General features: G+C 61.7%; 14 protein-coding genes and 1 riboswitch. Of the genes, 5 read left to right on the plus strand and 9 right to left on the minus strand.

Translation table 11 applies throughout. The features are described from left to right. The first annotated feature begins 201 nt into the window (after window positions 1-201). Window positions 202-1,851: a Na/Pi cotransporter family protein gene (locus H7A77_RS18780; RefSeq protein ID WP_047573490.1), complete on the plus strand. Its 1,650-nt coding sequence runs from the start codon at window positions 202-204 to the stop codon at window positions 1,849-1,851. Window positions 1,852-1,899: 48 nt separating this feature from the next. On the opposite strand, the gene H7A77_RS18785 is transcribed toward H7A77_RS18780, so the two are convergent. The 5 genes from H7A77_RS18785 to H7A77_RS18805 form a co-directional block, all read right to left on the minus strand. After that, window positions 1,900-6,726: a hemagglutinin repeat-containing protein gene (locus tag H7A77_RS18785; protein WP_182074500.1), complete on the minus strand. Its 4,827-nt coding sequence runs from the start codon at window positions 6,724-6,726 to the stop codon at window positions 1,900-1,902. Window positions 6,727-6,771: 45 nt separating this feature from the next. Next, window positions 6,772-8,451 (minus strand): ShlB/FhaC/HecB family hemolysin secretion/activation protein, encoded by a 1,680-nt coding sequence (locus H7A77_RS18790; RefSeq protein WP_033651202.1) that lies wholly within the window; start codon window positions 8,449-8,451, stop codon window positions 6,772-6,774. A 385-nt stretch (window positions 8,452-8,836) separates the two neighbouring features. Then, the gene (panS, locus tag H7A77_RS18795) at window positions 8,837-9,754 is read right to left on the minus strand and encodes a ketopantoate/pantoate/pantothenate transporter PanS (RefSeq protein WP_182074501.1); all 918 of its coding nucleotides are present in this window, start codon (window positions 9,752-9,754) and stop codon (window positions 8,837-8,839) included. A 143-nt stretch (window positions 9,755-9,897) separates the two neighbouring features. Beyond that, window positions 9,898-11,265 (minus strand): lysine-sensitive aspartokinase 3, encoded by a 1,368-nt coding sequence (gene lysC / locus H7A77_RS18800; RefSeq protein ID WP_164106565.1) that lies wholly within the window; start codon window positions 11,263-11,265, stop codon window positions 9,898-9,900. Between the two features lie 107 nt (window positions 11,266-11,372). Then, window positions 11,373-11,567, minus strand: a riboswitch (Lysine riboswitch). 52 nt (window positions 11,568-11,619) lie between these two features. Next, on the minus strand, window positions 11,620-13,428 hold the full coding sequence (locus H7A77_RS18805; protein ID WP_004936687.1) for a sodium:proton antiporter: 1,809 nt from the start codon (window positions 13,426-13,428) through the stop codon (window positions 11,620-11,622). A gap of 229 nt (window positions 13,429-13,657) precedes the next feature. Here H7A77_RS18805 and pgi point away from each other — a divergent pair, with 229 nt between their 5' ends. Next, window positions 13,658-15,304: a glucose-6-phosphate isomerase gene (pgi, locus tag H7A77_RS18810; protein ID WP_033651205.1), complete on the plus strand. Its 1,647-nt coding sequence runs from the start codon at window positions 13,658-13,660 to the stop codon at window positions 15,302-15,304. A 61-nt stretch (window positions 15,305-15,365) separates the two neighbouring features. Here the strand turns inward: pgi and H7A77_RS18815 are convergent, their stop codons facing one another. Further along, complete coding sequence (locus tag H7A77_RS18815) at window positions 15,366-16,799, minus strand: capsule assembly Wzi family protein (RefSeq protein ID WP_042785470.1); 1,434 nt, start codon at window positions 16,797-16,799, stop codon at window positions 15,366-15,368. Window positions 16,800-17,024: 225 nt separating this feature from the next. Between H7A77_RS18815 and psiE the strand changes: the two genes are divergently transcribed. Further along, window positions 17,025-17,432, plus strand: coding sequence for a phosphate-starvation-inducible protein PsiE (gene psiE, locus H7A77_RS18820; protein ID WP_015379238.1), 408 nt, complete (start codon window positions 17,025-17,027; stop codon window positions 17,430-17,432). Between the two features lie 208 nt (window positions 17,433-17,640). Here psiE and malG read toward each other — a convergent pair whose 3' ends face one another. The 3 genes from malG to malE are packed head-to-tail and all read right to left on the minus strand — an operon-like array spanning window position 17,641 to window position 21,392. Next, a complete protein-coding gene (gene malG / locus H7A77_RS18825; RefSeq protein WP_182074502.1) occupies window positions 17,641-18,552 on the minus strand; it encodes a maltose ABC transporter permease MalG in 912 nt (303 codons plus the stop codon). Window positions 18,553-18,563: 11 nt separating this feature from the next. After that, window positions 18,564-20,141, minus strand: coding sequence for a maltose ABC transporter permease MalF (gene malF / locus H7A77_RS18830; protein WP_042785469.1), 1,578 nt, complete (start codon window positions 20,139-20,141; stop codon window positions 18,564-18,566). A 57-nt stretch (window positions 20,142-20,198) separates the two neighbouring features. Continuing rightward, window positions 20,199-21,392 (minus strand): maltose/maltodextrin ABC transporter substrate-binding protein MalE, encoded by a 1,194-nt coding sequence (gene malE, locus H7A77_RS18835; protein WP_182074503.1) that lies wholly within the window; start codon window positions 21,390-21,392, stop codon window positions 20,199-20,201. A 358-nt stretch (window positions 21,393-21,750) separates the two neighbouring features. Here malE and H7A77_RS25785 point away from each other — a divergent pair, with 358 nt between their 5' ends. Then, window positions 21,751-22,722 carry an alpha-amylase family glycosyl hydrolase gene (locus tag H7A77_RS25785; RefSeq protein ID WP_182074504.1) on the plus strand — a complete coding sequence of 324 codons (972 nt, stop codon included), beginning with the start codon at window positions 21,751-21,753 and terminating at the stop codon, window positions 22,720-22,722. After that, the gene (gene malK / locus H7A77_RS18845; RefSeq protein WP_016930284.1) at window positions 22,715-23,824 is read left to right on the plus strand and encodes a maltose/maltodextrin ABC transporter ATP-binding protein MalK; all 1,110 of its coding nucleotides are present in this window, start codon (window positions 22,715-22,717) and stop codon (window positions 23,822-23,824) included. Before H7A77_RS25785 ends, malK begins: the two co-directional genes overlap by 8 nt. The last annotated feature ends 23 nt before the right edge of the window (window positions 23,825-23,847 follow it).

Below are 23,847 nucleotides of genomic sequence, written 5' to 3' on the forward strand. Positions count from 1 at the left end.
AGCGCGGCGCCGGGGCCTTCCCGCCGCCGCATTAACCCTTCTCTTCTGCGGTCTGCCGCCCGCCCGCTGTCCTGCCAGACCCACGCCCGGCAGGCGGGACCGCGCGCTGTATCCGTCATCCTTTGGCTCGCCTCTCTGCGTCGCGTGACAAGCATCGGGTATCAGCCTCCTTTGGCCGGGCGTTAATGGAGCGTATCTTCCGTGCTGACCCTTCTTCACCTGCTTTCGTCCGTGGCGCTGTTGGTGTGGGGCACCCACATCGTGCGCACCGGGATCATGCGGGTTTACGGCGCCAATCTGCGGCGCGTGTTGAGCGACAGCGTTGAGAAAAAACCGCTGGCGTTCGTTTCCGGCATCGGCGTGACCGCGCTGGTGCAAAGCAGCAACGCCACCGCGCTGCTGGTGACCTCTTTCGTCGCGCAGGGGCTGGTGGGGCTGGCGCCTGCGCTGGTGATCATGCTGGGCGCCGACGTCGGCACCGCGCTGATGGCGCGCGTGCTGACCTTCGATCTTTCCTGGCTGTCGCCGCTGCTGATCCTGGTCGGCGTCTTCCTGTTCCTCAGCCGCAAACAGATGCGGATCGGCCAGATCGGACGCGTCCTGATCGGCCTTGGGCTGATCGTGCTGGCGCTGGAGCTGATCGTCGCCGCCGCCACGCCGATCACCCAGGCGGCCGGGGTGAAAGTGCTGTTCTCGTCGCTGACCGGCGACGTGATGCTGGATGCCCTGACCGGCGCGCTGTTCGCTATCGTCAGCTATTCCAGCCTGGCGGCGGTACTGCTGACCGCCACTCTGACCGCATCCGGCGTGATTTCGCTGAAGGTGGCGCTCTGTCTGGTGATCGGCGCCAACCTCGGCAGCGGCCTGCTGGCGATGATCAACGCCAGCGGCCAGAACGCCGCGGGGCGGCGCGTGGCGCTCGGCAGCCTGCTGTTCAAGCTGGTGGGCTGCATACTGGTGCTGCCGTTCGTCTCCTATCTGGCGGATTTGATGGCCCAACTGCCGGGCGGCAGCGAAGAGCTGGTGATCTATTTCCACGTGTTCTACAACCTGATCCGCTGCCTGGTGATGATCCCGCTGGCCGGGCCGATGGCGACGCTGTGCGAACGGCTGATCGTCGACGAAGCGGCCGACGATCCGCGCATGCGGCCGCGCCATCTGGACGCCAGCGCGCTGGACACGCCGACGCTGGCGTTGGCCAACGCGGCGCGCGAAACGCTGCGCATGGGCGACGTGGTGGAACACATGATGATCCTGCAACGTGAGGTGCTGCACGGTAAGCAGGGGGGCGATAAAGAGGTGCGGCGCCTCGACGATGACGTCGACGTGCTGTACACCGCCATCAAGCTGTATCTGGCGCAGATCCAGAAGGAAGATCTGGGCGAGGAAGACTCGCGCCGCTGGGCGGAGATCATCGAAATGGCGCTCAACCTGGAACAGGCGGGCGACATCATCGAGCGCATGGCCGGCGACGTGGGCGCCAAGTCGCACGCCGCGCGCCGCGCCTTCTCGGCGGAAGGGTTGGCGGAGCTGGACGGGCTGCACGAACGGCTGATCGGCAATCTGCGTCTGGGGCTGTCGGTGTTCCTGTCCGGCGATGTCACCAGCGCCAAGCGCCTGCGCCGTTCCAAGCACCGCTTCCGCATTTTGGATCGCCGCTACGCGCACGCGCACGTCGATCGTTTGCACCAGCAAAACGTGCAGAGCATCGAGACCAGTTCGTTGCATTTGGGATTGTTGGGGGACATGAAGCGCCTGAACTCGCTGTTCTGCGCCGTGGCTTACAACGTGTTGGATCAGGATGCCAAGGACGACGATCGCGACTGGGAAGACACCCCGAGCACGCTGTAAAAAAAAACGCCCCCGGTTTTAACCGGGGGCGTTGCGTTGGGGGGCGAGTTATTTGCCGCTGAACACCCCGGCTTTGGCGTCCGCTTGCTGAGTTGACGCATGGCCGCTGGCGATCGGCACGTTGCCGCCGACGCTTTGCTTCGCCGCGCCGCCTAACAGCCCGCCGATCGTGGCGGCCGCATCGACGCGGCCGCCGCCCTGATAGCGCTGGCCGCTGACGTCCTGCTGGCTGACCTTTCCGCCGCCCAGTTCCACCTTGCCCTGCTGGCTGCGGATCTCGCCGCCGGTCAGTTGGGTTTGGCCGCCGACCTGCAGCGCCACGCCGTTCTTGCCGGTAATCGCCGACTGCTCGCCAACCGCGTTGTTGTTCACCACGTCGGCATTGACCTTGAGGTGCCCCTGGCGACCGGCCGGACCGGTGATGCTGTCTTTCACCGCGCCGCCGACGGTGCGTGCGCCGCGATCCCACAGCGGGCCTTGCGGTTTTTCACCGGCCGGCGTTGCCGGCAGCGTGACTTTGCCGTCGGCCTTGCTGAAGCTGACCGCGCCGGTGGTGTCCTGCTGCGGATCGAGGCGACGCGCCACGCTGTTGTACTTGTCGGTGGTGGCGTCGGCCACTTTGTTTACTCCGGCCTCCAGTTTCTCTTTCACCTTACCGGCGTAGCGCGGTGTGCCCACCTTCGACAGCTTGGAGGTGACGCTGCTGCCCGGATCGTTGCTGTGGCTCAGGCCGGCATCCACATCCACCTTCACGCCTTTCTCAACGTCTTTGCGGCTTTCAATGCGCAGATCGCCGCCCACCTTGCCGTGGACGCTGTCGGCATCGACGCGCGCCCCGGCGAGACGGGTGTCCTTGCCGCTGTTGATCGCCACGTCGCCCGCAGTGATGCCGGCGTTGGCGTGGGTGGTTTTATCCTGCTGTTCCACGCCGACCTTCAGACCGGCCCCCAGCGTATGGGTGTCTTTGCCGGTGTTCGGATCGATCTTGCCGCCGGCGTCCTTGTTGAACGTTTGGCCGCCTCTGGCGTTGGCTTTGATGCCCAGATTCCAGTTGTCTTTATGCTGCTCGTTTTTGGCGGACTCCAGCAGGATGCCGCCGTTTTTCGCCTCGAGCGCGGCGCTGCCGCCGCTGACTTTGGCGCCCTGCAGATGCAGCGCGTCATCGCCTTTGCCATTGGCGGACAGGGTGACATTGCCGTCTGAGGCGATAGTGGCGCCCTGGCGTTCTATCGCGGACTCATTCACCTTGGCGATGTCGAATGCGCCGCCGGCGGAGAGGCTGCCGCCGGTTTTTTCCTTGCTGTCGCTGCTGCCGGCGCCCAGATCGATATTGCCGGACAGCTTGCTCTCCTTACGCGTTTGGGTTGATTCCGCCGCCCGCAGCGCGACCTGGTTGCCCGCGCTCAGAGTGACGTCGCCCCGGCTCTTGACGTCGGTGCCCTGCAGCGTCAGATCGCGGCCCGCCTTCAGCTCCACACCCTGTTGGCCGCTGACGTTGCCGACCTGCGCGGTGCTGCTGCTGCTTTCGCTGTTGTGGGTGCCGCCGCCGAACCCGGCGCCGAAGTTTTTACTGTCGGCGGTGAAACCGCCCTTCGCCGAGGCTTTGACGTTAAAGCCGCTGTGGTTCTCACTCTGTTTGTCGCTGGCCTGATCAAGACGGATATCGCCGCCGGCGTCGACGGTGGTTTTACCGCTGCCGCCGTTTAGCGCGGTACCCTGATAGACCGCGTCTTTTTTCACGTTGACGTTGATGCCGTTGGCCGCGTCGATCGAGCCGGTCACCGCCTGGCTGGCGCTGCTGTTGCTGCGCTGGGTGCCGCCTTCGCCCTTGGCGTCCACGGTCAGATCGCTGCCGGTGGTGGTGTAGACGCGCACGCCGGCGCTGCCGCGGGTATCGCGGCTCTGCTCTTCCTGGCTATTTGTCGCGGCTTCGCTGCGGTGGCTGTCCGCCGTCAGCGTGACCGCGCCTTTGCTCGCCTGATATTGCGTGCCCTGATCGCGCACTTCGCCTTTGGCGTTGATGTCGATGCTGCCGGCTTTCACCGAGCTGACCACCGCCTGCGAGCTGCTGCTGCGTTTTTCGCTGCTGCCGCCCTGTGCGCCGATATCCAGGCCGACGTTAGGCGCGCCGATGCCGCCGATGTCGTTGATGACGCCGGTGGCGTCCAGCTTGGCCGCCTTGCCGACCGCACGCTCGACCGGACGAGTGACGGCGCTGTAATCGACGTTGGCGCCGATGTTCACGCCGACGTCGGTTTTAGTGGTGGTGCTGCTGGTAGTGTCGGCGGCGGCCAGATGATCGACGCCCGCGGCGTTTTCTTGATAGGCGCCGCCGACGCTGTGTTGCGCGCCTTGCTGGGTCAATTTGTCACGGGCGTTGACAGTCAGGTTGCCTTTGACGTCGCTGCCGGAGGTGACGGCCTTGCTGCTCTGCGCCTGCGTTTTGCTGTTCTCGTAACCGGCCTCTACGCCGCTGCCGAGCTTGTCGATGCCGCCGGTGTAGTAGAAACCGCCACCGACCTTGGTCTGCTCGGTGTTCGAGGTGGTTTTGTCGTCGGCCGCCAGGAACGAAACCTTATTGCCGCTGACGCTGGCGTCGCCTTTGTTGGCGACCAATTTGGAGCCGCTGAAGGTCACGTCCTTATCCGCTTCGAGCTTCACGCTGCCGCCGCTGAGGGTGGCGCCGCGGTTCTCGGTGCGGGTAGTTTTCTCGCTGTCGCGGGTGTGTTCGATGCGTACACCGGCGCGGTATTGCTTGTCGCCGGCTTCTTTGGCGTAGCCGTTGACGGTAAGCGCGGTCTTCTGCTCGTCGATGTTCTGCTGCTGCTCGGCGGCCTTGACGTTGATGTTGCCGGTCTGTGAGGTGACGTCCAGTTCGCCGCCGCTGGCGACCTGGCTGCCGATCACGTCGGTATCCTTACGGCTGACCAGCTTCAGGTTGGTGTCGGACTTCAGTTCGCTGGCGGTACTGCTCTGGTAGCTGTTGTCGGCCTTGTGCGAGCTGCTGGTGATGTTGAACACGGTGCCGGTGCGCGCGTCGATTTTGTCCACGGTAGTGCTCAGCGCGTTGTCGATGCGCAGGCCGCCGTGGGTGGCGGTGACTTCGCCACCTTTCTGGCCGCGCGCCTTGCTGCCGGTGATGGTGACGCCTTGCTGGCCGTTCAGGCGCAGCGTGCCGCCGCTGGTCAGTTCGGAAGCGTGGCTGACTTCGCGGCGGTTGCTGTTGTTCTTGTTGTCGCCGCCGCCGATGCCGCCCCAGGAGGTTTTGTCATCGCGCACCGCTTTGGCGTTGGCGGTTTTCTGCACCCCGATCTGGATCTGGTTGTCTGCGTCGATCGTCAGATCGCGCTGGGCGTGGACCCTGGCACCCTGGGTTGCGACATTGCGGCCGGCTTTCAACGTCAGTTCGCCCTGGCTGCGCAGTTCGCTGGCCTTCAGGCTTTCGCTTTCGTCGCTGCTGCTCCAACTGCCGGTGCGCAGGCTGGAGGTGTGGTTGCGCTGGTAGCCGCGTTCGCTGGACTTATCCTTCTCCACCAGCCCGGCGAGGTGCACGTCGCGCGCCGCTTTGACGCTCAGCGCCCGATCGGCGCTGACGTTGGCGCCCAGCAGCGTCACGTCCTCCCGTGTGCTGACGAGTTTGGCGTTGCCGCTGGCGGCGACGGTGCTGCCCGCCTGCTGCTGCTGCTCGCGCTCGCGGGTGACGTCGTATTGCCAGGAGTAGAACCAGCGGTTGTCGGTGTGACCTTGGGTTTGCTTCAGCTGTTGGCCGTCGAGCGTCAGCTTGCCGCCCTGCAGGGTAATGTCTTCGCCGCGAATATCGGTGGCGGTGAGGTGCGCGTGGTTATCCGCCACCAGGCTGATGTTCTTGCCTTTCAGCTCGGTGCGGATCAGCTTCTGGCTGCTGCTGCGATCGTTGACGTAGATGCCGCCGCGGTAGTTCTGGTAGTTGTCGCCGCCGTTGCGGTTGCTGCCGGCATCTTCAACGCGGCTTTCGCTACGAATGTCGTAGGCCTTCACCTTGAGCTCGTCGCCGGCGGTCAGCTTGCCGGCCAGCTTCACGCCGCTGCCTTGCGCGGTGTTGATGATGTTGATGCGCCCGGCCTGCATGCTGCCGAGGTAGTAGCTGTCCAGCGCGGTCGTCGGTTGCTCGCTGGCCAGCACCTTGCCGTCGCGCGCCACGCGGTTAAGGCCGCTGATGGCGTTGATCGCCGCCGGCGTCACTTTGCCGTTGCGGTGGGTGAAGTCTTGTACGATGACGTCGCCGCGGCTGTCTATCTTCGGCGCGATCAGATCCAGCACGCCGCCGGCGTTCAGGGTGCCGTTGAGGCTCAGGGTGTTGCGGTTGCCCAGGGTGCTGTAACCCTGCAGCAGGCCGTTTTCCACCAGCGGGTTGCCGACCACCAGCGAGGAGCGGCTGGTGTTGATGAACCCGCAGCCCTGGCAACTGATGCCGTTCGGGTTGGCCAGCACGTAGTCGGCCGCCATGCCGAAGATCTCTTGCTGGCCGTGCAACAGCGACGGATTGCGGCCGATCACTTCATTGAGGATCACGCTGGCTTCGCGCCCGCCCAGATTGGGGTTGGCGCCCAGTTGGCCGGCCAACTGCGACAGCCCCGCCTCGCGGGAGTTGTTCAGCACCGCGCCGGGCTGGTTGACGTTGAAGTCCTGATATTGGTTATGCGACAGCCCGTTGCCGTTCGGCGCGACGATGTCGACCACCTGGGCGCCGGTGGCGGCGGTGGAAACGCCGGGGCCGTTGGCGCCGTTGGCCGCGACGATCTCACCGGCGTAGGCGCCGGCGGAAGCGGCGAGAATTATCGCCAGCGCGGCGGCCAGTTTGCCTGCCGCCGAAAGTCTGAAGTTATTATTTTTCATCCATGTATCTCCGTATATTGCCGTGGGGTCCTGCAAAACTGCTGATTAAAAGGTGTAAGAAAAGCGCGCCAGCACCTGAACGGGATCTTCAGGCGTGGCGTGGTTCGACAAAATCCAGCCGCGGCTGACCTCCAGATCGACCAGCGCCTGCCGGTAGCGTAACGTGGCGCCGCTGCTCACCCCGGCGCTGCTGCGCCAGCCCGAGTTGTCCTGACGCGGCAGAATGCGGCCGACGTCGGCGCCAAGGCGCGGCGTCAGCGTGGCGGCGCCTAAATTGAAGCTGCGCGACAGCGTGTTCTGCAGATACCAGCCGTTGTCACCGGACTGGGTGCTGCGGCTGAAGCCGCGCACGGCGCTGCGATCGGTAAGGCTAAGCCACTCCACGCCGGGCAGCGGGTCGCGGCTGTATTGGCCGTAGAACAGGTTGTTGAGCTGATAGGTGGCGTCACCCAGCTTGAGGCGCTGGCTCAGGTTGGCGAACAGCTTGCCCTTGGTGAATTGACTGTCGAGGTGCACCGAACTCGGGTGGCGATCGGCGCCCAGCCAGGGCAGGCCCTGCTCGACGCTGAGGTTGGCGCTGAATACCCCATGGGGCAGAATTTGCAGGTGGCTGGCGCTCAGCTCGGCCAGGGTCAGCGTTGGGCTGCTGACCTCAAGACGCACGCTTTCGAAGTAGTTGTCGATGCGCTTGTAGGTCAACTGGCCGCTCAGGCTGTCTATCTGATCGTGGTCGCGATAAAACACGTAGTCGCTGCGCAGCCCGTACTGTTGAGTCTGACCGTGCAGTTTGACCACGTTGTGCGGCAGCTGCTGGTGGTTCTCATAGGACGAGAAGCTGGCGAACCCGCTGAAGGTGAACGCGCCGTACGGCAGCGAATAGAGCAGGGTGTAGGCGCGATTGTAGCGGTGAGCCGGGTTTTCCAACGTGCTGTTGGCGTTCAGGCTGACGAAGTCCGACAGGCCGAACGGGCTGTCCAGCGTGGCGGTGGCGCGCGCCAGCCACTGGCCGGTGCTTTTCTGGCCGTAATTATCCGTGCCGGCGGTAATCAGCCAGGGCTTGGCGTGCTGATTGCGCAAACGAATGACCGAACCGCCAACCTGGCGGCCGGGTAATATATCCAGCTTGGTGGTATTCGATTGCAAACGATTGGCCTGATCCAATCCTTGATCGAGTTCGGTTAATTTCAGCGGCTTGCCTTCCAGCCCAGGAAATAATAATCGGCTGTTGACCCAGCGATCGCCGCCTTCTATTTTCTCGATAAATCCTTCGGTCACGCTCAGCCCCAATTCCCCCTGCGAATTAGGGCGAACAATTTGCACGCGCGCGGTGATATAGCCTTTTTGCACATAAAGGCGCGTTAATTCGCGGGTCAGGCGATTGATATCGTTGCTGCTGATGCAGTTTTCCGGCAGCGCGCTCAGGGCCGACAAATCGGCCGGCGAGAGCAGGGTAATGCCTTGCAGGTAAACGCCGGCGATCGGCAGGCACTGCGCGGATTGCGGCAGGGCGGGCGCGGCCGGTTCCGGTTCCGCCAGCAGGCGCTGTTGCTTCAGTTGCTGATAGCGGCGCTGTTCAATCAGCTGGTTGACTTCACGCGTGCTGTCTTGCAGCGCGCGGCGTGATTCCCCCATCGACATATCCCGCATCATGTGGGAATCCGGCAGGGTTTCAGCGGAAAGGGCCGTGCTGACCAGCAGCATCAAGGCGGTGATTTTTTTTATCATTGTAATCCATTATGAGAGGCTGCCGGGGCAGCCAGCCCAATCCATGAGGTTAACCACGGGCGACCGACGGCCGGCCCGAAATAATGAGCGACATGCACATTGCGAGGTATCTCGATTTGCCGCAGCAAATAAGACGGTGGGTATAGATCTAAATAATAATTAGGCTGCTTCTTTTTTGGCGGGCAACCCTGGTGACTTAATTAATTAAAAAAAGTGGAGCGTCTCTCCCCCTTGCCAACATTATCGGCATGGATAGGAAGAATCTGAATTTTTATTTTTCACGGATGATAGAGGATGGGGGGAATTATGACAATCCGACCAGTGGGAAATACGAAATTTCGCAGAGAAGAACGGGGACGCAAATGTTTGCGTCCCCGCAGGCGGTTTATTTTTTCTTGATGGGGCGTCCGGACCAATAACCCGCCAGCAGCGAGCCGGAGAGATTGTGCCAGACCGAGAACAGCGCGCCCGGCAGCGCGGCCAGCGGCGAGAAGTAGATTTTGCCCAGCGTGGCCGCCAGCCCGGAGTTCTGCATGCCGACTTCAATCGCCAGCGTGCGGCAGGTGGATTCGTCGAAGCCGAACAGCTTGCCGCCCCAGTAGCCGCTCAACAGACCGATGCCGTTGTGCAGGATCACCGCGACGATCACCACCAGGCCGACCGAGGCGATGTGGCTTTGGCTGCCCGCCACCACCGCGCTGATGATCGCCAGGATGCACACCATCGACAGCGCCGGCAGCAGCGGCTCAATGCGCTTCACCGTTTGGGTCAGGGTATGGTGGACGATCAGGCCCAGGCCGATCGGGATCACCACGATCTGCAGGATGCTGAGCAGCATGCCCATGATATCGACGCTGATTTCGGCATCGACGTACAGGCGGGTCAACAGCGGCGTGGCGAACACCCCCACCAGCGTCGAGACCGCCGAGATGGTCACCGACAGCGCCACGTCCCCCTTGGCCAGGTAGATCATCACGTTGGACGCGGTGCCGCTGGCCACGCTGCCCACCAGCACCATGCCGGCGGACAGATCCGGTGGCATGCGGAACAGCATCGCCAGGATCCAGGCCGCCAGCGGCATGATCAGATAATGCAGGAAGATGCCTGCCGCCACCGGGCCGGGGCGCGCCAGCACGCGTTTGAAGTCGTCGAGCCGCAGCGTAACGCCCATGGCGAACATGATCAGCATCAGCAGCGGGCTGACGTAGGGGCCGATGCCGGTAAAGGTGTTCGGCGTGTAATAGGCGGCGACGGACAGCAGTATCGCCCAGAGGGGGAATAAGCGCGTGAGTATTGCCAGCATGCAGGTTTTCCTTAGCCAGATTGAGAACGGTGGGTGTGGTTGTGTTTTTTTGCGGGTTCAACAAGCTGAACCCCTGCCGGTTTTGAACGGATTTTTTAGACGCAGGGGCGCAGCATGCTGCGCCCGCAATCAGGGATAATGACTTATTCGAACAGGTTGTGGTGCAGGGTGCGCACCACCTGCTCGGCTTCTTCGCCCGGCACCAGGAAGCACAGGTTATAGCTGCTGGCGCCGTAGCAGATCAGGCGGATGTTGAACGGATCGAGCACGCCGAACACCTCTTTGCCCACGCCGCAGGCCCGCGACAGCTGGTTGCCGATGATTGCCACCAGCGCCAGGTTTTCTTCCACCTCCACCCGGCACAGCGACGACAGCTCGGTCAACAGCGAGGTGGTCAGCAGGCTGCCGCCGACGGAGGTGGCGCCGGTGGTGTCCATGGTCAGCGCGATGCTGACTTCCGAGGTGGTGATCAGATCGACGGAGATATTGTGGCGCGCCAGAATATTGAACACCTCGGCCAGGAAGCCGCGCGCGTGCAACATGTTCAGGCTGTGCAGCGTCAGCAGCGTTTGCTTGCGGCGCAGCGCCAGCGCGCGGAACAGCGGCGGGTTCTCGGTGGTGTTGCACACCAGCGTGCCGCCGGCCGCCGGATCCTTGCTGGAGCCGACGAACACCGGAATATCGCTGCGCACTGCCGGCAGCAGGGTGGCCGGATGCAGCACTTTGGCGCCGAAGGTGGCCATTTCCGCCGCCTCTTCGAAACCGATTTTATCGATGCGCTTGGCTGCCGGCACCACGCGCGGATCGGTGGTGTAGATGCCCGGCACGTCGGTCCAGATATCCACCCGGCCGACGCCGAGCGCCTCGCCGAGCAGCGCGGCGGTATAGTCGCTGCCGCCGCGGCCGAGCGTGGTGGTGCGGCCTTTCGGTTCGCTGCCGATAAAGCCCTGGGTGACCACCAGCGCCTCTTGCAGACGCGGCCGCAACTGCGCCTGCGCCAGTTCGCTGAGCGCGGTGCTGTCCGGCACGGCGCGGCCGAAGTGATCGTCGGTGCGCATCACTTTACGCACGTCGAACCATTCGGCCTGCACGTTGCGGGCGCGCAGGATTTCAACGAACAGCAGGGTGGACATCAGCTCCCCATGGCTGACCAGCTCGTCGGTCAACGCCGTCGAGGTGGCCAGCGACGCGGCCTCCGACAGCATGGCGATGTTTTCCAGCAGGCGGTCTATCTCGTCGCGGATCACCGCAGGTGCCGCGAGGCGATCGAGGATGGCGTACTGGATGCGACGAATTTCATCAAGCTGGTAGTTGCGCTTCTCGGCCTCGCAACCTTCGGCCAGGGCGACCAACAGGTTGGTGACGCCCGCCGAGGCGGACAACACCACCAGGCGGACCTGCGGGTTGGCCAGCACGACGTCGGCGCTGCGGTTCATGGCTTCAAAGTCGGCGACGCTGGTGCCGCCGAACTTGGCTACCACGGTGGAATTCTGGGGTACTGCTTGGTTCATGTAGAAACCTCGTGTCAGGGATGCCCGTTTGGGGCACTGTAATTCCATAGCCTTGGCACAAGGGGAGAGCGGTAAACAGGGGGCAGGCGTAGAGGTCAGGCTACGATACACCCAGAAGCGCCCCACCTTGTCGATCGCCCTGCGGGCGATCCCCTGGTGACAACCCAGGGGATTCAGCCCCTGTAGTCGATACGATAATGGCCGGCCATTACCCTACCTCGGCGTCGCTCCCCCTCGGGTGCCGTCAACGGAGAAACGGCTCCTCTGACACTCTACCTGGGCGACGCGCCTCTTCTGGCTTGCGCACCGGGTGCGCAAGTAGGCTGTTAGGAATAGCCGGTTATCGTCATTCTGTCAACGTACAGACGGTGAGGGATTTTCATCTTGCACCAGCGCGATAAGCGTACAGGGCATCGCAGGCGTGGAACCGGCGCCAATCGGTTGCAGAGAACCGTCTTCCTTTTGGCTGAATAACGGGATAACGCCCTGATGTTTTTCCAAATACTCCAACCAACCGAAATTTTCGTTCAATTTGGTCGCTTTGATGGTGGCCCCCCTGGCGAGCAGGCTGCTCAGACGGCCGTAGGTGGCTTCCTGATTAAATAAAATTTCGTGCCGGCGGAAACGCGAACTTTCCGCGCTGGCGCCGCGCCCTTTCAACGGCGCCCCCGAACGAATGGCGAACACGTGATCCTCGCCGAAGAGGTGGCCGAAGTGATAGACGGCCAGCGCGTTTTGGTGACGATTGGGCGACAGCGCCAGCACCTGGGCGATATTGCTCAGATCGAGATAGTTCTCGGCGTGTTCGGAGTAGGCGTGGCCATAGTAGGCCGGAATGCCGTCCATGCGCGCCTGACGGTAGTATTCCCAGCTGCTGTCGGTGACGATCACCGGCACGTTCAGCTTGATCAGCGCCTGCGCCAGCATGCGCGCCACGCTGTTGGCGCCGACGATCAGCACGCCGCGCGGTTTCTGCTGCTGCACCCGCAGCCAGCGCGCCATCATGCCGCTGGTCAGGCTTTGCAACACCACGGTGCCGATGATGATGGCGAACACCACGGTCACCAGCCGGTCGGCACCCTGATAGCCACTGCGCTGCAGCGTCAGCGCGAACAGCGAGCTGACCGCCGCGGCGACGATGCCGCGCGGGGCGATCCAGCACAGCAGCAGCCGATCGCGCCAGTGCAGGGAAGAGCGCCAGGTCGACACCGCGATGCACAGCGGCCTGGCGATGAACTGCACCGCCAGCAGCAGCAGCAGCAGCGGCCAGCCCATGTTCCACAGCGCCTGGATGTCGAGCCGCGCCGCCAGAATGATAAACAGCGCCGAGATCAGGATCGCCGACAGCTCTTCTTTGAACGCCAGAATATCGCTGGTGTCCACGTCGCGCATGTTGGCCAGCCAGATACCCATGACCGTGACGGTCAGCAAACCGGATTCGTCGGCGATGGCGTTGGAAACGCCGAAGGCGGTCAGCATGATCGCCAGCACCGCCAGGTTCTGCAGGTAGCGCGGCAGCCAGACGCGGCGCAGCGCCAGGCCGAGCAGGTAGCCGAACAGCGCGCCGGCGATCAGGCCGACGGCGGCGGTCACGCCCAGCGTCCAAAACAGGTGGGTATAGGATTCCGCATTCTGCTTCAGCACGATGAACTCGAACACCAGCAGGGTGAAGATGGCGCCGACCGGATCGATGACGATCCCTTCCCAGCGCAGCACCTGGTTGATATTAGCGTTCGGCCGCACGACGCGCATCAGCGGGGCGATCACCGTCGGCCCGGTCACCACCGTCACCGCGCCGATCAACGCCGCCAGCTCCGGCGGGAAATCCAGCAGCCACCAGCTGGCGAGGCTGATGACCAGAAAGGTGACCAGCATGCCGACGGTGACCAGATTGCGCACCACGCCGCCAAGGCCGCGAATTTCCTCGAAACGCAGCGTCAGCGCCCCTTCGAACAGGATGATCGCCACCGACAGCGACACCAGCGGAAACAGCAGATCGCCAAACAGCAGATCCGGCTGCACCAGATGCACCGTCGGGCCGAGCACGATGCCGAACAGCAGCAGCGGCAAGATGGCCGGCAGGCGCAGCAGCCAGGCCAGCCACTGCGCCAGCAGCGACGCCAGGCCGATAAGCACCAACATGAGTGGGGCGGATAATTCCATAAGCGAGATCCCTTTCAAATGACGAAATAAGCGACGATGACACAGCCTGATGACAATTCGGCAACCCCGATAACAGGCCGTTAGCCAAAAGTATAGAGTGAAAGCTGAAACGAGGCGGCAATGCGTTGACAGTTAGCGCCTATCGCAAGAAAAGCGATCATAATCACAGTCGAACAGGCTACAATCGGACAAACGCGTCATTTTTATTCTCAAGCCTAAGAGTGTTGCTATGAAAAATATCAATCCTAGTCAAACCGCTGCTTGGCAAGCCCTGCAGCAACATTATGCACAGATGAAAGACGTACGGATCGCCGACCTGTTCGCCGAGGACAGCGATCGTTTCTCCAGGTTCTCCGCGACCTTCAACGATCAAATGTTGGTGGACTATTCCAAGAACCGCATCACGCAGGAAACCCTGGAGAAGCTGCAGGCGTTGGCGAAAGAAACCGATCTGCAAGGCGCCATCAAATCGATGTTCGCCGGTGAGAAGATCAACCGCACCGAAGATCGCGCGGTGCTGCACATTGCCCTGCGCAACCGCAGCAACAGCCCGATCCTGGTCGACGGCAAAGACGTGATGCCGGAAGTGAACGCGGTGCTGGCCAAGATCAAACAGTTCTGCGCGCGCGTCATCGGCGGCGAGTGGAAAGGCTACACCGGCAAGCCGATCACCGACGTGGTGAACATCGGCATCGGCGGTTCGGATCTCGGCCCTTACATGGTGACCGAAGCGCTGCGCCCTTATAAAAACCACCTGAACATGCACTTCGTCTCCAACGTTGACGGCACCCACATCGCCGAAACGCTGCAGCCGCTGAACCCGGAAACCACGCTGTTCCTGGTGGCGTCCAAAACCTTCACCACTCAGGAAACCATGACCAACGCCCACAGCGCGCGCGACTGGTTCCTGAGCAGCGCCGTCGATCAACAACACGTGGCCAAGCATTTCGCTGCGTTGTCCACCAACGGCAAAGCGGTGGCCGAGTTCGGCATCGATACCGACAACATGTTCGAATTCTGGGACTGGGTCGGCGGCCGTTACTCGCTGTGGTCGGCGATCGGTCTGTCGATCGCGTTGTCCATCGGTTACGACAACTTCGAGCAGCTGCTGAGCGGCGCGCACGCCATGGATAAGCACTTCGCCGAAACGCCGGCGGAGAAAAACCTGCCGGTGCTGCTGGCGCTGATCGGTATTTGGTACAACAACTTCTTCGGCGCCGAAACCGAAGCCATTCTGCCGTACGATCAGTACATGCACCGTTTTGCCGCTTACTTCCAGCAGGGCAACATGGAATCCAACGGCAAGTACGTCGATCGCAACGGCAATCCGGTGGATTACCAGACCGGCCCGATCATCTGGGGCGAGCCGGGCACTAACGGTCAGCACGCGTTCTACCAACTGATCCACCAGGGCACCAAGCTGGTGCCGTGCGATTTCATCGCGCCGGCCATCAGCCATAACCCGCTGGGCGATCACCACGCCAAACTGCTGTCCAACTTCTTTGCCCAGACCGAAGCGTTGGCGTTCGGCAAGTCGCTGGAAGTGGTGGAAGCCGAGTTCGCGGCGCAGGGTAAAACCCCTGAGCAGGTCAAACACGTGGCGCCGTTCAAAGTGTTTGAAGGCAACCGTCCGACCAACTCGATCCTGCTGCGTGAAATCACCCCGTTCAGCCTGGGCAGCCTGATTGCGTTGTACGAGCACAAGATCTTCACCCAGGGCGCAATCCTGAACATCTTCACCTTCGATCAGTGGGGCGTGGAGTTGGGCAAACAGCTGGCCAACCGCATCCTGCCGGAACTGGCGGGCAGCGAGAAAATCAGCAGCCACGACAGCTCGACCAATGCGCTGATCAACCGCTTCAAGGAATGGCGCTAATCGCCTGATCTGAGCCAATAAAAAAACCCGCCGCGGCGGGTTTTTTTACGTCTGCGAAAAGTTACAGGTTGATCGGCACTTCGAAGCTGACGCCGGCGCCCACGTCATCGGCGGTGCTGTGATCGCTGTCGGTGTACCACAGGCTGGTGTCGAACTTAACCTGTGACGGGAAGGTGTAACCCCAGCCGAGCTGAATGCCTTTCAGCGTATCGGAACGCGGGAATGCCCGGTTGATGGTTTGGTTGTTCGGATTCACCTTGGCGTATACCAAGCGGGTGCTCCAACGCTGGCTGTCGTCCAGCACCAGCTCGACGCGACCGGACAGCATCTGGCCGTCGCCGCCCATCGCATGGCCCAGCGGGTAACCTTGCTGGTAGTAACCGCCCCGATAGATGTAGTGGTTGTACATCACGTTGTTGGCGTTGCCGTTAGAACGGGTATCAGAACCTTCGATATGCCAGTTGATGGTGGTCGGACCCCATTCCGGATGGCCTTCAAGCCCCAACATATAGGCATTATGCGAAGGCAACATGCCGGCTTCATCTTCGCCGGTGATTTGGCCATAAAGGCTGACCGGCATGCCGACTAGCGGCTGCAGTTTGAGTTTGAAGTCAAAACCGCCCAACTGGTTGCCCGGATCGTTTTTCGGATCGCCGGTATTGTCGTTGCCGGTTACGCCATCCCAGAAGGAACGCCAGGAGTGCGGACGGCCATCACCGCCCCACATCATGACGCGCGAAGCGCCCAGCTCCAGGAAATCGGTCGGCATCATGGTCAGGCGACCGCCGATCAGTTTGGTATCCGGCACGGCAGCGTACTGCGACAGCTGACCGGCGGACAACTGGTATTGCCAGCGGCCGATCCACGACAGCCACGGCGTTTCAAACGGCGATTGGTCGGCGCGCTGCAGCATAAAGCCGGCGACCGGGCGCGCGGCGTCGGAGCGGATCAGGCTGCCGTCGTAACCCGGGCCCCACCACTGGGAGACCTCGCCGAAGGAGAGCCATTGGTTCCAGATTTTCACCGCGCCGTAGGAGCCGTTCATATTGAATTTGGAGCCGTCGCTGACGCGCTGGTCGCCTTCCACCGAGCCCTGCAGACGCACGTCCCAGAACTCGCCGTTGGCGCCGGCGCCGATGGTCAGGCGATCGTCGGCGTACTCGTTTTGGCCGAAGCCCTGCGGGGTGCCGGGTTTATCGGTCGAGGCGTAACCGCTGACGCGGATGTTGGCTTTGAGGGCGTCAACGCGGCGTTGCACGCGGTCGATGACGTTTTTCTCGGTATTGGTGACCGGTTTGGCCTGCGCGATAACGGAACTGATCTCTTCCTGACTCAGCGGCCAGGTGGACAGGCTGACGTTGATGACGCCGCGGTCAGACAACCAGGCGAGATCGTTACGCAGATCGTTGTCAGGGGCTACCAGGCCGGCGGCGTGGCCGGACAATGCACAGGTAAACAGGCCCGCAGCGACCAGTCCGTTAAGTTTAGCGCGCATAAAGAATTCCCTTGTTAATTCGAGGTTATTGGTTTTATGTAAAGATCTCTGTGACCCATGATAGTTGACATTTCGATTTGCTACAAATCTATAAGCCAGAAACATCTTATTATAACTTTATGAATTAAATGGGGTTTAAAGTGCTTTCGCGAAGGGCGTAATTTTTAGGACAATGCCTATATTGGCAAGGTTGAATCATATAAGCGGTATTCAGAGAGAGGTTTTATGGCAAAAACGTCGCGTTCGATAATGATAGCGAAAGGGCTGCAGCGAGTGCTGAACGTGGGCCTGTTGCTGCTGGCGGCAATTCTGGTGGTGTTTCTGGTTAAGGAAACCATCCATCTGGCGAAGGTGTTATTTATCAACAGTGAAGAGTCGTCCTCTTACCTGTTGATTGAAGGCATCGTGATTTATTTTCTGTACTTTGAATTTATCGCCTTGATCGTCAAGTATTTTGAGTCGGGTTATCATTTCCCGCTGCGCTATTTTATTTATATCGGCATTACCGCGATTATTCGTTTGATTATCGTGGATCACAAAAATCCCATCGACACCCTGATCTACGCGGCGGCGATATTGGTGCTGGTGGTGACGCTCTATCTGGCCAACACCGATCGGCTGAAACGGGAGTAGCGATAAAAATGGCGGCCAAAGGCCGCCAAAGACACAGGATATCATTACCCGTCGTCTTTCAAGCGACAGCGTTGTTGACTGCACTCGCTAACCCCAGTTACTTACTGAAGTAAGCGCCTGGGCTTAGCGAGCTGGTCGCCTGGCTGTAACTTGAAATCCATAGGGTAAAAGATAAGGAAAAACATCAAACGCACTGCAGTGGCACAAATTACCCCTTCACGCCGCCGGCCGTCAGGCCGCCCACCAACCAGCGCTGCGCCAGCAGGAACACGGCGGTAATCGGTATCGCCGACAGCACCGCGGCGGCGGCGAAATCGCCCCACAGGTAGTTCTGCGGGTTGAGATATTGCTGCATGCCCACCGCCAGCGTGTAACTGTTCACATCGCGCAGCAGAAGCGACGCCACCGGCACCTCGGTGATGGCGGCGATAAACGACAGAATGAACACCACCGCCAGAATCGGCACCGACAGCGGCAGGAGCACCAGCCGGAACGCCTGCCACGGCGTGGCGCCGTCCAGCGCCGCCGCCTCTTCCAGCGAATTGTCGATGGTTTCGAAATAGCCCTTGATGGTCCAGACATGCAGCGCGATGCCGCCCATATAGGCGAAGATTACGCCGCCGTGGGTGTTGAGGCCGATAAACGGAATGTACTGGCCCAGGCGATCGAACAAGGCGTACAGCGCCACCAGCGACAGCACCGCTGGAAACATCTGGAAGATCAGCATGCTTTTCAGCAGCGTGCTCTTGCCGCGAAAACGCATGCGGGCGAAGGCGTAGGCGCAGGTGGTGGACAGCGTCACGATGCCGATGGCGGTGATCGCCGCGATCTTGACTGAGTTCCACAGCCACAGCAGCACCGGGAACGGCGGCGGCGTCACGCTGCCGTCGGCGTGGGTGACGCTGCCGTCGGCGTGGGTGACGCTGAAGCCGAGCGCCAGCCGCCAGTGATCCCAGGAGAGGGTTTCCGGTATCAGGCTGCCGGTGGCGAAGTTGCCGGCGCGCAGCGAGATGGCCACCACCATCAGCAGCGGGAACATGATCAGGGCGATAAAGCACAGCATCAAAATGTGGGTCATCCACAGGCGCAGGCGCTGGGATTTGGGTTGAACCATGGCCATCGTTATTCTCCCTAATCGAAGTTCATCTTGCTGGCTTTCAAATTCAGGATCGCCAGCGCGCCCACCAACAGGAAGATCAGCGTGGCGATGGCGGCCGCCAGCCCGAAGTCTTGCCCGCCGCCGCCTTCGAAGGCGATGCGGTAGGTGTAGCTGACCAGCAGATCGGTATAGCCGGCCGGCGTGGTGGTGCCGATCATGTCCGGGCCGCCGTTGGTCAGCAGCTGGATCAGCACGAAGTTGTTAAAGTTGAAGGCGAAGCTGGCGATCATCAGCGGCGTCAGCGGCTTGATCAGCAGCGGGAAGGTGATGCGGAAGAAGTTTTGCCACGGGTTGGCGCCGTCCATCGCCGAGGCCTCATACAGGTCGTCCGGGATTGCCTTCAGCAGCCCCATGCACAGGATCATCATGTACGGGTAGCCGAGCCAGGTGTTGACGATCAGGATCATGCTCTTGGCGGTGAGCGGATCGCTGAACCAGGCCGGTTTGATGCCGAACAGGTGGCTGAGCATCATGTTGATCTCGCCGAAGCTCTGGTTGAACAAGCCTTTGAAGATCAGGATCGAGATGAACGACGGTACCGCATAGGGCAGGATCAGCAGCACGCGGTAGATAGCCTTGCCTTTCAGCGCCTCCCACTGCACCACGCAGGCCAGCACCATGCCGACCGCCACGGTAAGGATCACCGTCATCACCGAGAACACGAGGGTCCAGATGAAGATCGACACGAACGGTTTTTTGATGCCCTCGTCCTGCAGCACCCGCAGGAAGTTTTTCCAGCCGGTGGTGACGGTATAGCCTGGGCTCAGGGTTTCCTGCGCCCAGCCGCCGTCGGCGTTGATCGCCTGATAGAAGCCGATGTCGCCGTTCGGCCGGTAGCGCACCTGAGTCTGGTTATTGGTCAGCGTGCTGCCGTCTTGGTCCAGCGCATACAGCGGGCGGGTGCCGGAGAACTGGCGCAGGGAGCTCATGCGCAATTCATCGCCGTCCGGCAGCTGCGCCACCAGTTGGCTCAGCGCCTGCCGGTTCTGGGTGATCACCCGCAGCGTGGCGGGTTCGCCCTGCGGCGCGGCGCTCTGGGCCGTCAATTTCAGGGGGAGCGGCGGCGTCGCGTCGAGGCGGAAAGGCTCGGAAATCAGCGGCTGTTCACTGTCCGGCGAGGTCAGCTGCAGGCGCCACTGCTGGTTTTCCGCCGGGTAGAGGCCGAAGGTGAACGTTTTGCCGCTTTGGAACTGACGCTGCATCAATACCGATTGCGCGCGCTCAAACGTCAGCTGGTTGGTGCTGCTGTAGTTGGTAAAGGCGATGGCGATGGTGCAGATCAGCGGGAACAGGACGAACAATCCCATGCCGGCGACGCCGGGATACACATAGCGCCAGGCGTAGGCGCGGCGGTTGGCGAAGACGTAAAGCCCGGCGCTGACCAGGATCAGCGTCAGGATGGCGAACAGGTATTCACCCTGTGCATACATCAACACAATCAGGTAGCAGGTCACCAGGCTGAACAGGCCGACCACCAGCCATTTCAGCGCGTCGCTTTGCCACCACTTCGATTTTTTACGCGCAGGCGTCCCGGCGTGAGCGAATTGCATAGGGCGTTCCTTTCTGTGAAGCAACGGCGGGGCGCCACGGTGCCCCGCACGACGACATTACTTGGTGATACGGGTCTGCACATCGTCCAACGCGGCTTTCACCGTTTGGCGGCCGCTGACGGCGTTGAGCACCGCGCTGCGTTCGGCGTACCAGAAAGCGCTCATCTGCGGAATGTTCGGCATGATCTCCCCGTTTTGCGAGTTCTGCATGGTGGCGGCGATCTTCGGATCTTTGGCCAGCGTTTCCTGGTAGGACTTCAGCGCCACCGCGCCCAGCGGTTTGTCTTTGTTGACGTCCGCCAGCCCTTCGTTGGTCAGCAGATAGTTCTCGAGGAACTCGGTCGCCAGTTCTTTATTCGGGCTGGCGGCGTTGATGCCGGCGGTCAGCACGCCGACGAACGGTTTGGACGGTTTGCCTTTGAAGGTCGGCAGCAGCGTCACGCCGTAGTTGAATTTGCTCTGCTCGATGTTGTTCCAGGCCCACGGGCCGTTGATGGTCATCGCGGTCTGGCCTTTGTTGAACGCGGCTTCGGCGATCGAGTAATCGGTATCGGCGTTGATGTGTTTGTTTTTCACCAGATCGACGATGAACTGCAGGCCGGCCTGCGAACCGGCGTTGGCGACGCCGACATCCTTGATGTTGTATTTGCCGTTCTCATACTTGAAGGCATAACCGCCGTCGGCGGCGATGATAGGCCAGGTGAAGTAGGGTTCCTGCAGGTTCCACATGATGGCGCTTTTGCCGCTGGCGCGCAGCTGTTTGTCCAGCGCCGGGATCTCTTCCCAGGTCTTCGGCGGCTGTTTGACCAGGTCTTTATTGTAAATCAGCGACAGCGCTTCGACGGCGATCGGGTAGCCGATCAGCTTGCCGTCATAGCGCACGGCGTCCCAGGTGAACGGGAACAGCTTGTCCTGGAAGGCTTTGGACGGGTGGACTTCGGCCAGCAGGCCGGACTGCGCATAGCCGCCGAAGCGATCGTGGGCCCAGAGGATGATGTCCGGGCCGTCGCCGGTGGCGGCCACCTGCGGGTATTTCTCTTCCAGCTTGTCGGGATGCTCGACGGTGACTTTGATGCCGGTGTCTTTTTCGAATTTCTTGCCGACTTCGGTCAGGCCGTTATAGCCCTTGTCGCCGTTGATCCAGATAACCAGTTTGCCTTCCTCTATCTTGGCGAAGGCGGAAGAAGAGAGCACCAGAGTAGCCAGTGCCGAGAGCGCCAGCGTACGGGCGAGGGTAATGCTGCGAGTCATAATCCAGTCCTTCTTTTTGTGGGCACATAAATCAAGGAGAGACGTTTCGCGATCATAGTGGGTCACAACGCGACATATTCTCATCCTCCCCCCCTCTACGCCCCTGAGATGAGGAGTGTGATCCAGTTAACGTTGCGCTCTATTCTGTGGCGTCAGGCACAAAATAGGGGGGCGATTTTTGCCGGCTTGATCACAGATTTGCCTTAAGCGCGGAACTTCTCATCGCCGCGGTCGTTCTCTCATCCTCCCGTCTCCTCCCCCATGAAAAATCCTGTTACGGATGATTACCCTTTCCGGCGACTCCCGCACTATCGGCCCATTGATTTTCAACGCCACGCGCAGCAGGGATACCGGATTTATGTCGTCAATGCCTATCGCCACTCAGCCCACCCTGTACCGGATCCATCCGGCCAGTTTCCGTGACGGAAACGGGGACGGCGTGGGCGACGCGCACGGCATGCTGGCGGCGCTGCCGTACCTGAAAGCGCTGTCGATCGACGGTCTGTTGCTGCCGCAGACGCTGGCGCCGGAGGCCGAAACGGCGGTGACGGGCGAAGGGCTGACGCTGTGGTACGCCGACGAAGCCCATCGCGTTCGTCATGCCGCCGCCGCGCAGCGGTTCGCCCACGGCGCGCTGGCGCTCGACGTGATGCCGTTCAGCGCGGAAAAGCTGGTGGCGGTGCTGCATGCCCGCCGCGCCACGTTGGCGGACAGCCTGTGGAGCACCGGCGACGCCGATCAGCCTCGGGTGGTCAGCCGCTGGGGGCAGGGCGACCTGCGTTCCGCCGCCGCCTTTTTGACGCTGCTGGCGATGTTGCCGGCGCCGATCTGCCTGTACCAGGGCGAGGAGCTGGGGCTGCCGCACGCCGCCGGCCTGCAGGATCCGCGCGGCGCGCAAACGCCGATGCCGTGGCATGAAGCCCCCGAACAGGTCACCGCCGGGGAGATCAGCTGGTATCAGCAGGTGGCGATCGAACACCGCGCGTTGGCCATCAGTCGCCAACAGCACGACAGCCACTCCACCTTGCGTTACTGCCAGACGCTGCTGGCTCTGCGCCGTTCGCCGCTTTTCCAGCGCGGCGAGCTGAGCGCGGTCAGCCAGCGCGATGGCGTGGTGCGCTTACTTATTACCCATCAGGATCAATGCCTTGAAGCGCTGATAAACCTGCAGCCTTATACTCAGGCGGCCGCGCCGTCTGAGGCGACCTTGCCGTTGGCATGGCAGCACGGCGCGCAGCAAGAGGGTCATCAATGGGTTTTGGCGGGCTTTGCCTCCGCCATTTTCACACGACATGTTAACTGCGAAAGCAGGGGAGTAACGCATGGCTAGCGTGACACTGCGCAGCGTTTATAAGGCCTTCGGTGAGGCCGTGATTTCCAAAGACGTCAATCTGACCATCGAAGACGGCGAGTTTGTGGTGTTTGTCGGGCCGTCGGGCTGCGGCAAATCGACGCTGCTGCGCATGATCGCCGGGCTGGAGGACATCACCTCCGGCGACCTGCTGATCGGCGAGAAACGCATGAATGAAGTGCCGCCTTCCGAGCGCGGCATCGGCATGGTGTTCCAGTCTTACGCGCTGTATCCGCACCTGTCGGTGGCGGACAACATGTCGTTCGGCCTGAAGCTGGCCGGCGCCAAGAAAGCGGAAATCAATCAACGGGTGAACCAGGTCTCCGAGGTGCTGCAGTTGGCGCACCTGCTCGATCGGCGGCCGAAGGCGCTGTCCGGCGGGCAGCGTCAGCGCGTGGCGATCGGTCGCACGCTGGTGGCCGAGCCGGACGTGTTCCTGCTCGACGAGCCGCTGTCCAACCTCGACGCCGCGCTGCGGGTGCAGATGCGCATCGAGATCTCCCGTCTGCACAAGCGCCTGCAGCGCACCATGATTTACGTCACCCACGATCAGGTCGAAGCGATGACGCTGGCCGACAAGATCGTGGTGCTCGACGCCGGTCGCGTGGCGCAGGTCGGCAAGCCGCTGGAACTGTACCACTACCCGGCCAACCGCTTCGTCGCCGGGTTTATCGGCTCACCGAAGATGAACTTCCTGCCGGTCAAGGTCACCGCGGCGGAGCCGCGACAGGTGCAGGTCGAACTGCCCAACCGTCAGCTGGTCTGGCTGCCGGTGGAAGGCGCGGGTGTCCAACCCGGCGCCAACCTGTCACTGGGCATTCGCCCTGAACATCTGCTGCCCGGCGAAGCCTCTGAAGTGCGGCTTACCGGCGACGTGCAGGTGGTGGAGCAGCTCGGCAACGAGACGCAAATCCATATCCAAATCCCGGCCATCCGTCAAAACCTGGTGTACCGCCAGAATGACGTGGTGCTGGTAGAAGAAGGTGCCACATTCGCCATCGGCCTGCCGCCTCACCGCTGCCACCTGTTCCGTGAAGACGGTACGGCATGTAAACGGCTGCACCAGGAGCCGGGCGTTTAAAGCATCAAAGTCGGTATAACAGG

The sequence above is a fragment of the Serratia sp. ME47 genome, from assembly GCF_903970925.1.
In the GTDB taxonomy this organism is placed as follows: domain Bacteria; phylum Pseudomonadota; class Gammaproteobacteria; order Enterobacterales; family Enterobacteriaceae; genus Serratia; species Serratia ureilytica.

Coding starts and splice junctions, on each gene's coding strand:
- psiE (WP_015379238.1), top strand. CDS start 17,025: ATGGCAAAAACGTCGCGTTCGATAATGATAGCGAAAGGGCTGCAGCGA.
- malF (WP_042785469.1), bottom strand. CDS start 20,141: ATGCAATTCGCTCACGCCGGGACGCCTGCGCGTAAAAAATCGAAGTGG.
- lysC (WP_164106565.1), bottom strand. CDS start 11,265: ATGAACCAAGCAGTACCCCAGAATTCCACCGTGGTAGCCAAGTTCGGC.
- H7A77_RS25785 (WP_182074504.1), top strand. CDS start 21,751: ATGTCGTCAATGCCTATCGCCACTCAGCCCACCCTGTACCGGATCCAT.
- H7A77_RS18785 (WP_182074500.1), bottom strand. CDS start 6,726: ATGAAAAATAATAACTTCAGACTTTCGGCGGCAGGCAAACTGGCCGCC.
- H7A77_RS18805 (WP_004936687.1), bottom strand. CDS start 13,428: ATGGAATTATCCGCCCCACTCATGTTGGTGCTTATCGGCCTGGCGTCG.
- H7A77_RS18790 (WP_033651202.1), bottom strand. CDS start 8,451: ATGATAAAAAAAATCACCGCCTTGATGCTGCTGGTCAGCACGGCCCTT.
- H7A77_RS18815 (WP_042785470.1), bottom strand. CDS start 16,799: ATGCGCGCTAAACTTAACGGACTGGTCGCTGCGGGCCTGTTTACCTGT.
- malE (WP_182074503.1), bottom strand. CDS start 21,392: ATGACTCGCAGCATTACCCTCGCCCGTACGCTGGCGCTCTCGGCACTG.
- panS (WP_182074501.1), bottom strand. CDS start 9,754: ATGCTGGCAATACTCACGCGCTTATTCCCCCTCTGGGCGATACTGCTG.
- malK (WP_016930284.1), top strand. CDS start 22,715: ATGGCTAGCGTGACACTGCGCAGCGTTTATAAGGCCTTCGGTGAGGCC.
- malG (WP_182074502.1), bottom strand. CDS start 18,552: ATGGCCATGGTTCAACCCAAATCCCAGCGCCTGCGCCTGTGGATGACC.
- pgi (WP_033651205.1), top strand. CDS start 13,658: ATGAAAAATATCAATCCTAGTCAAACCGCTGCTTGGCAAGCCCTGCAG.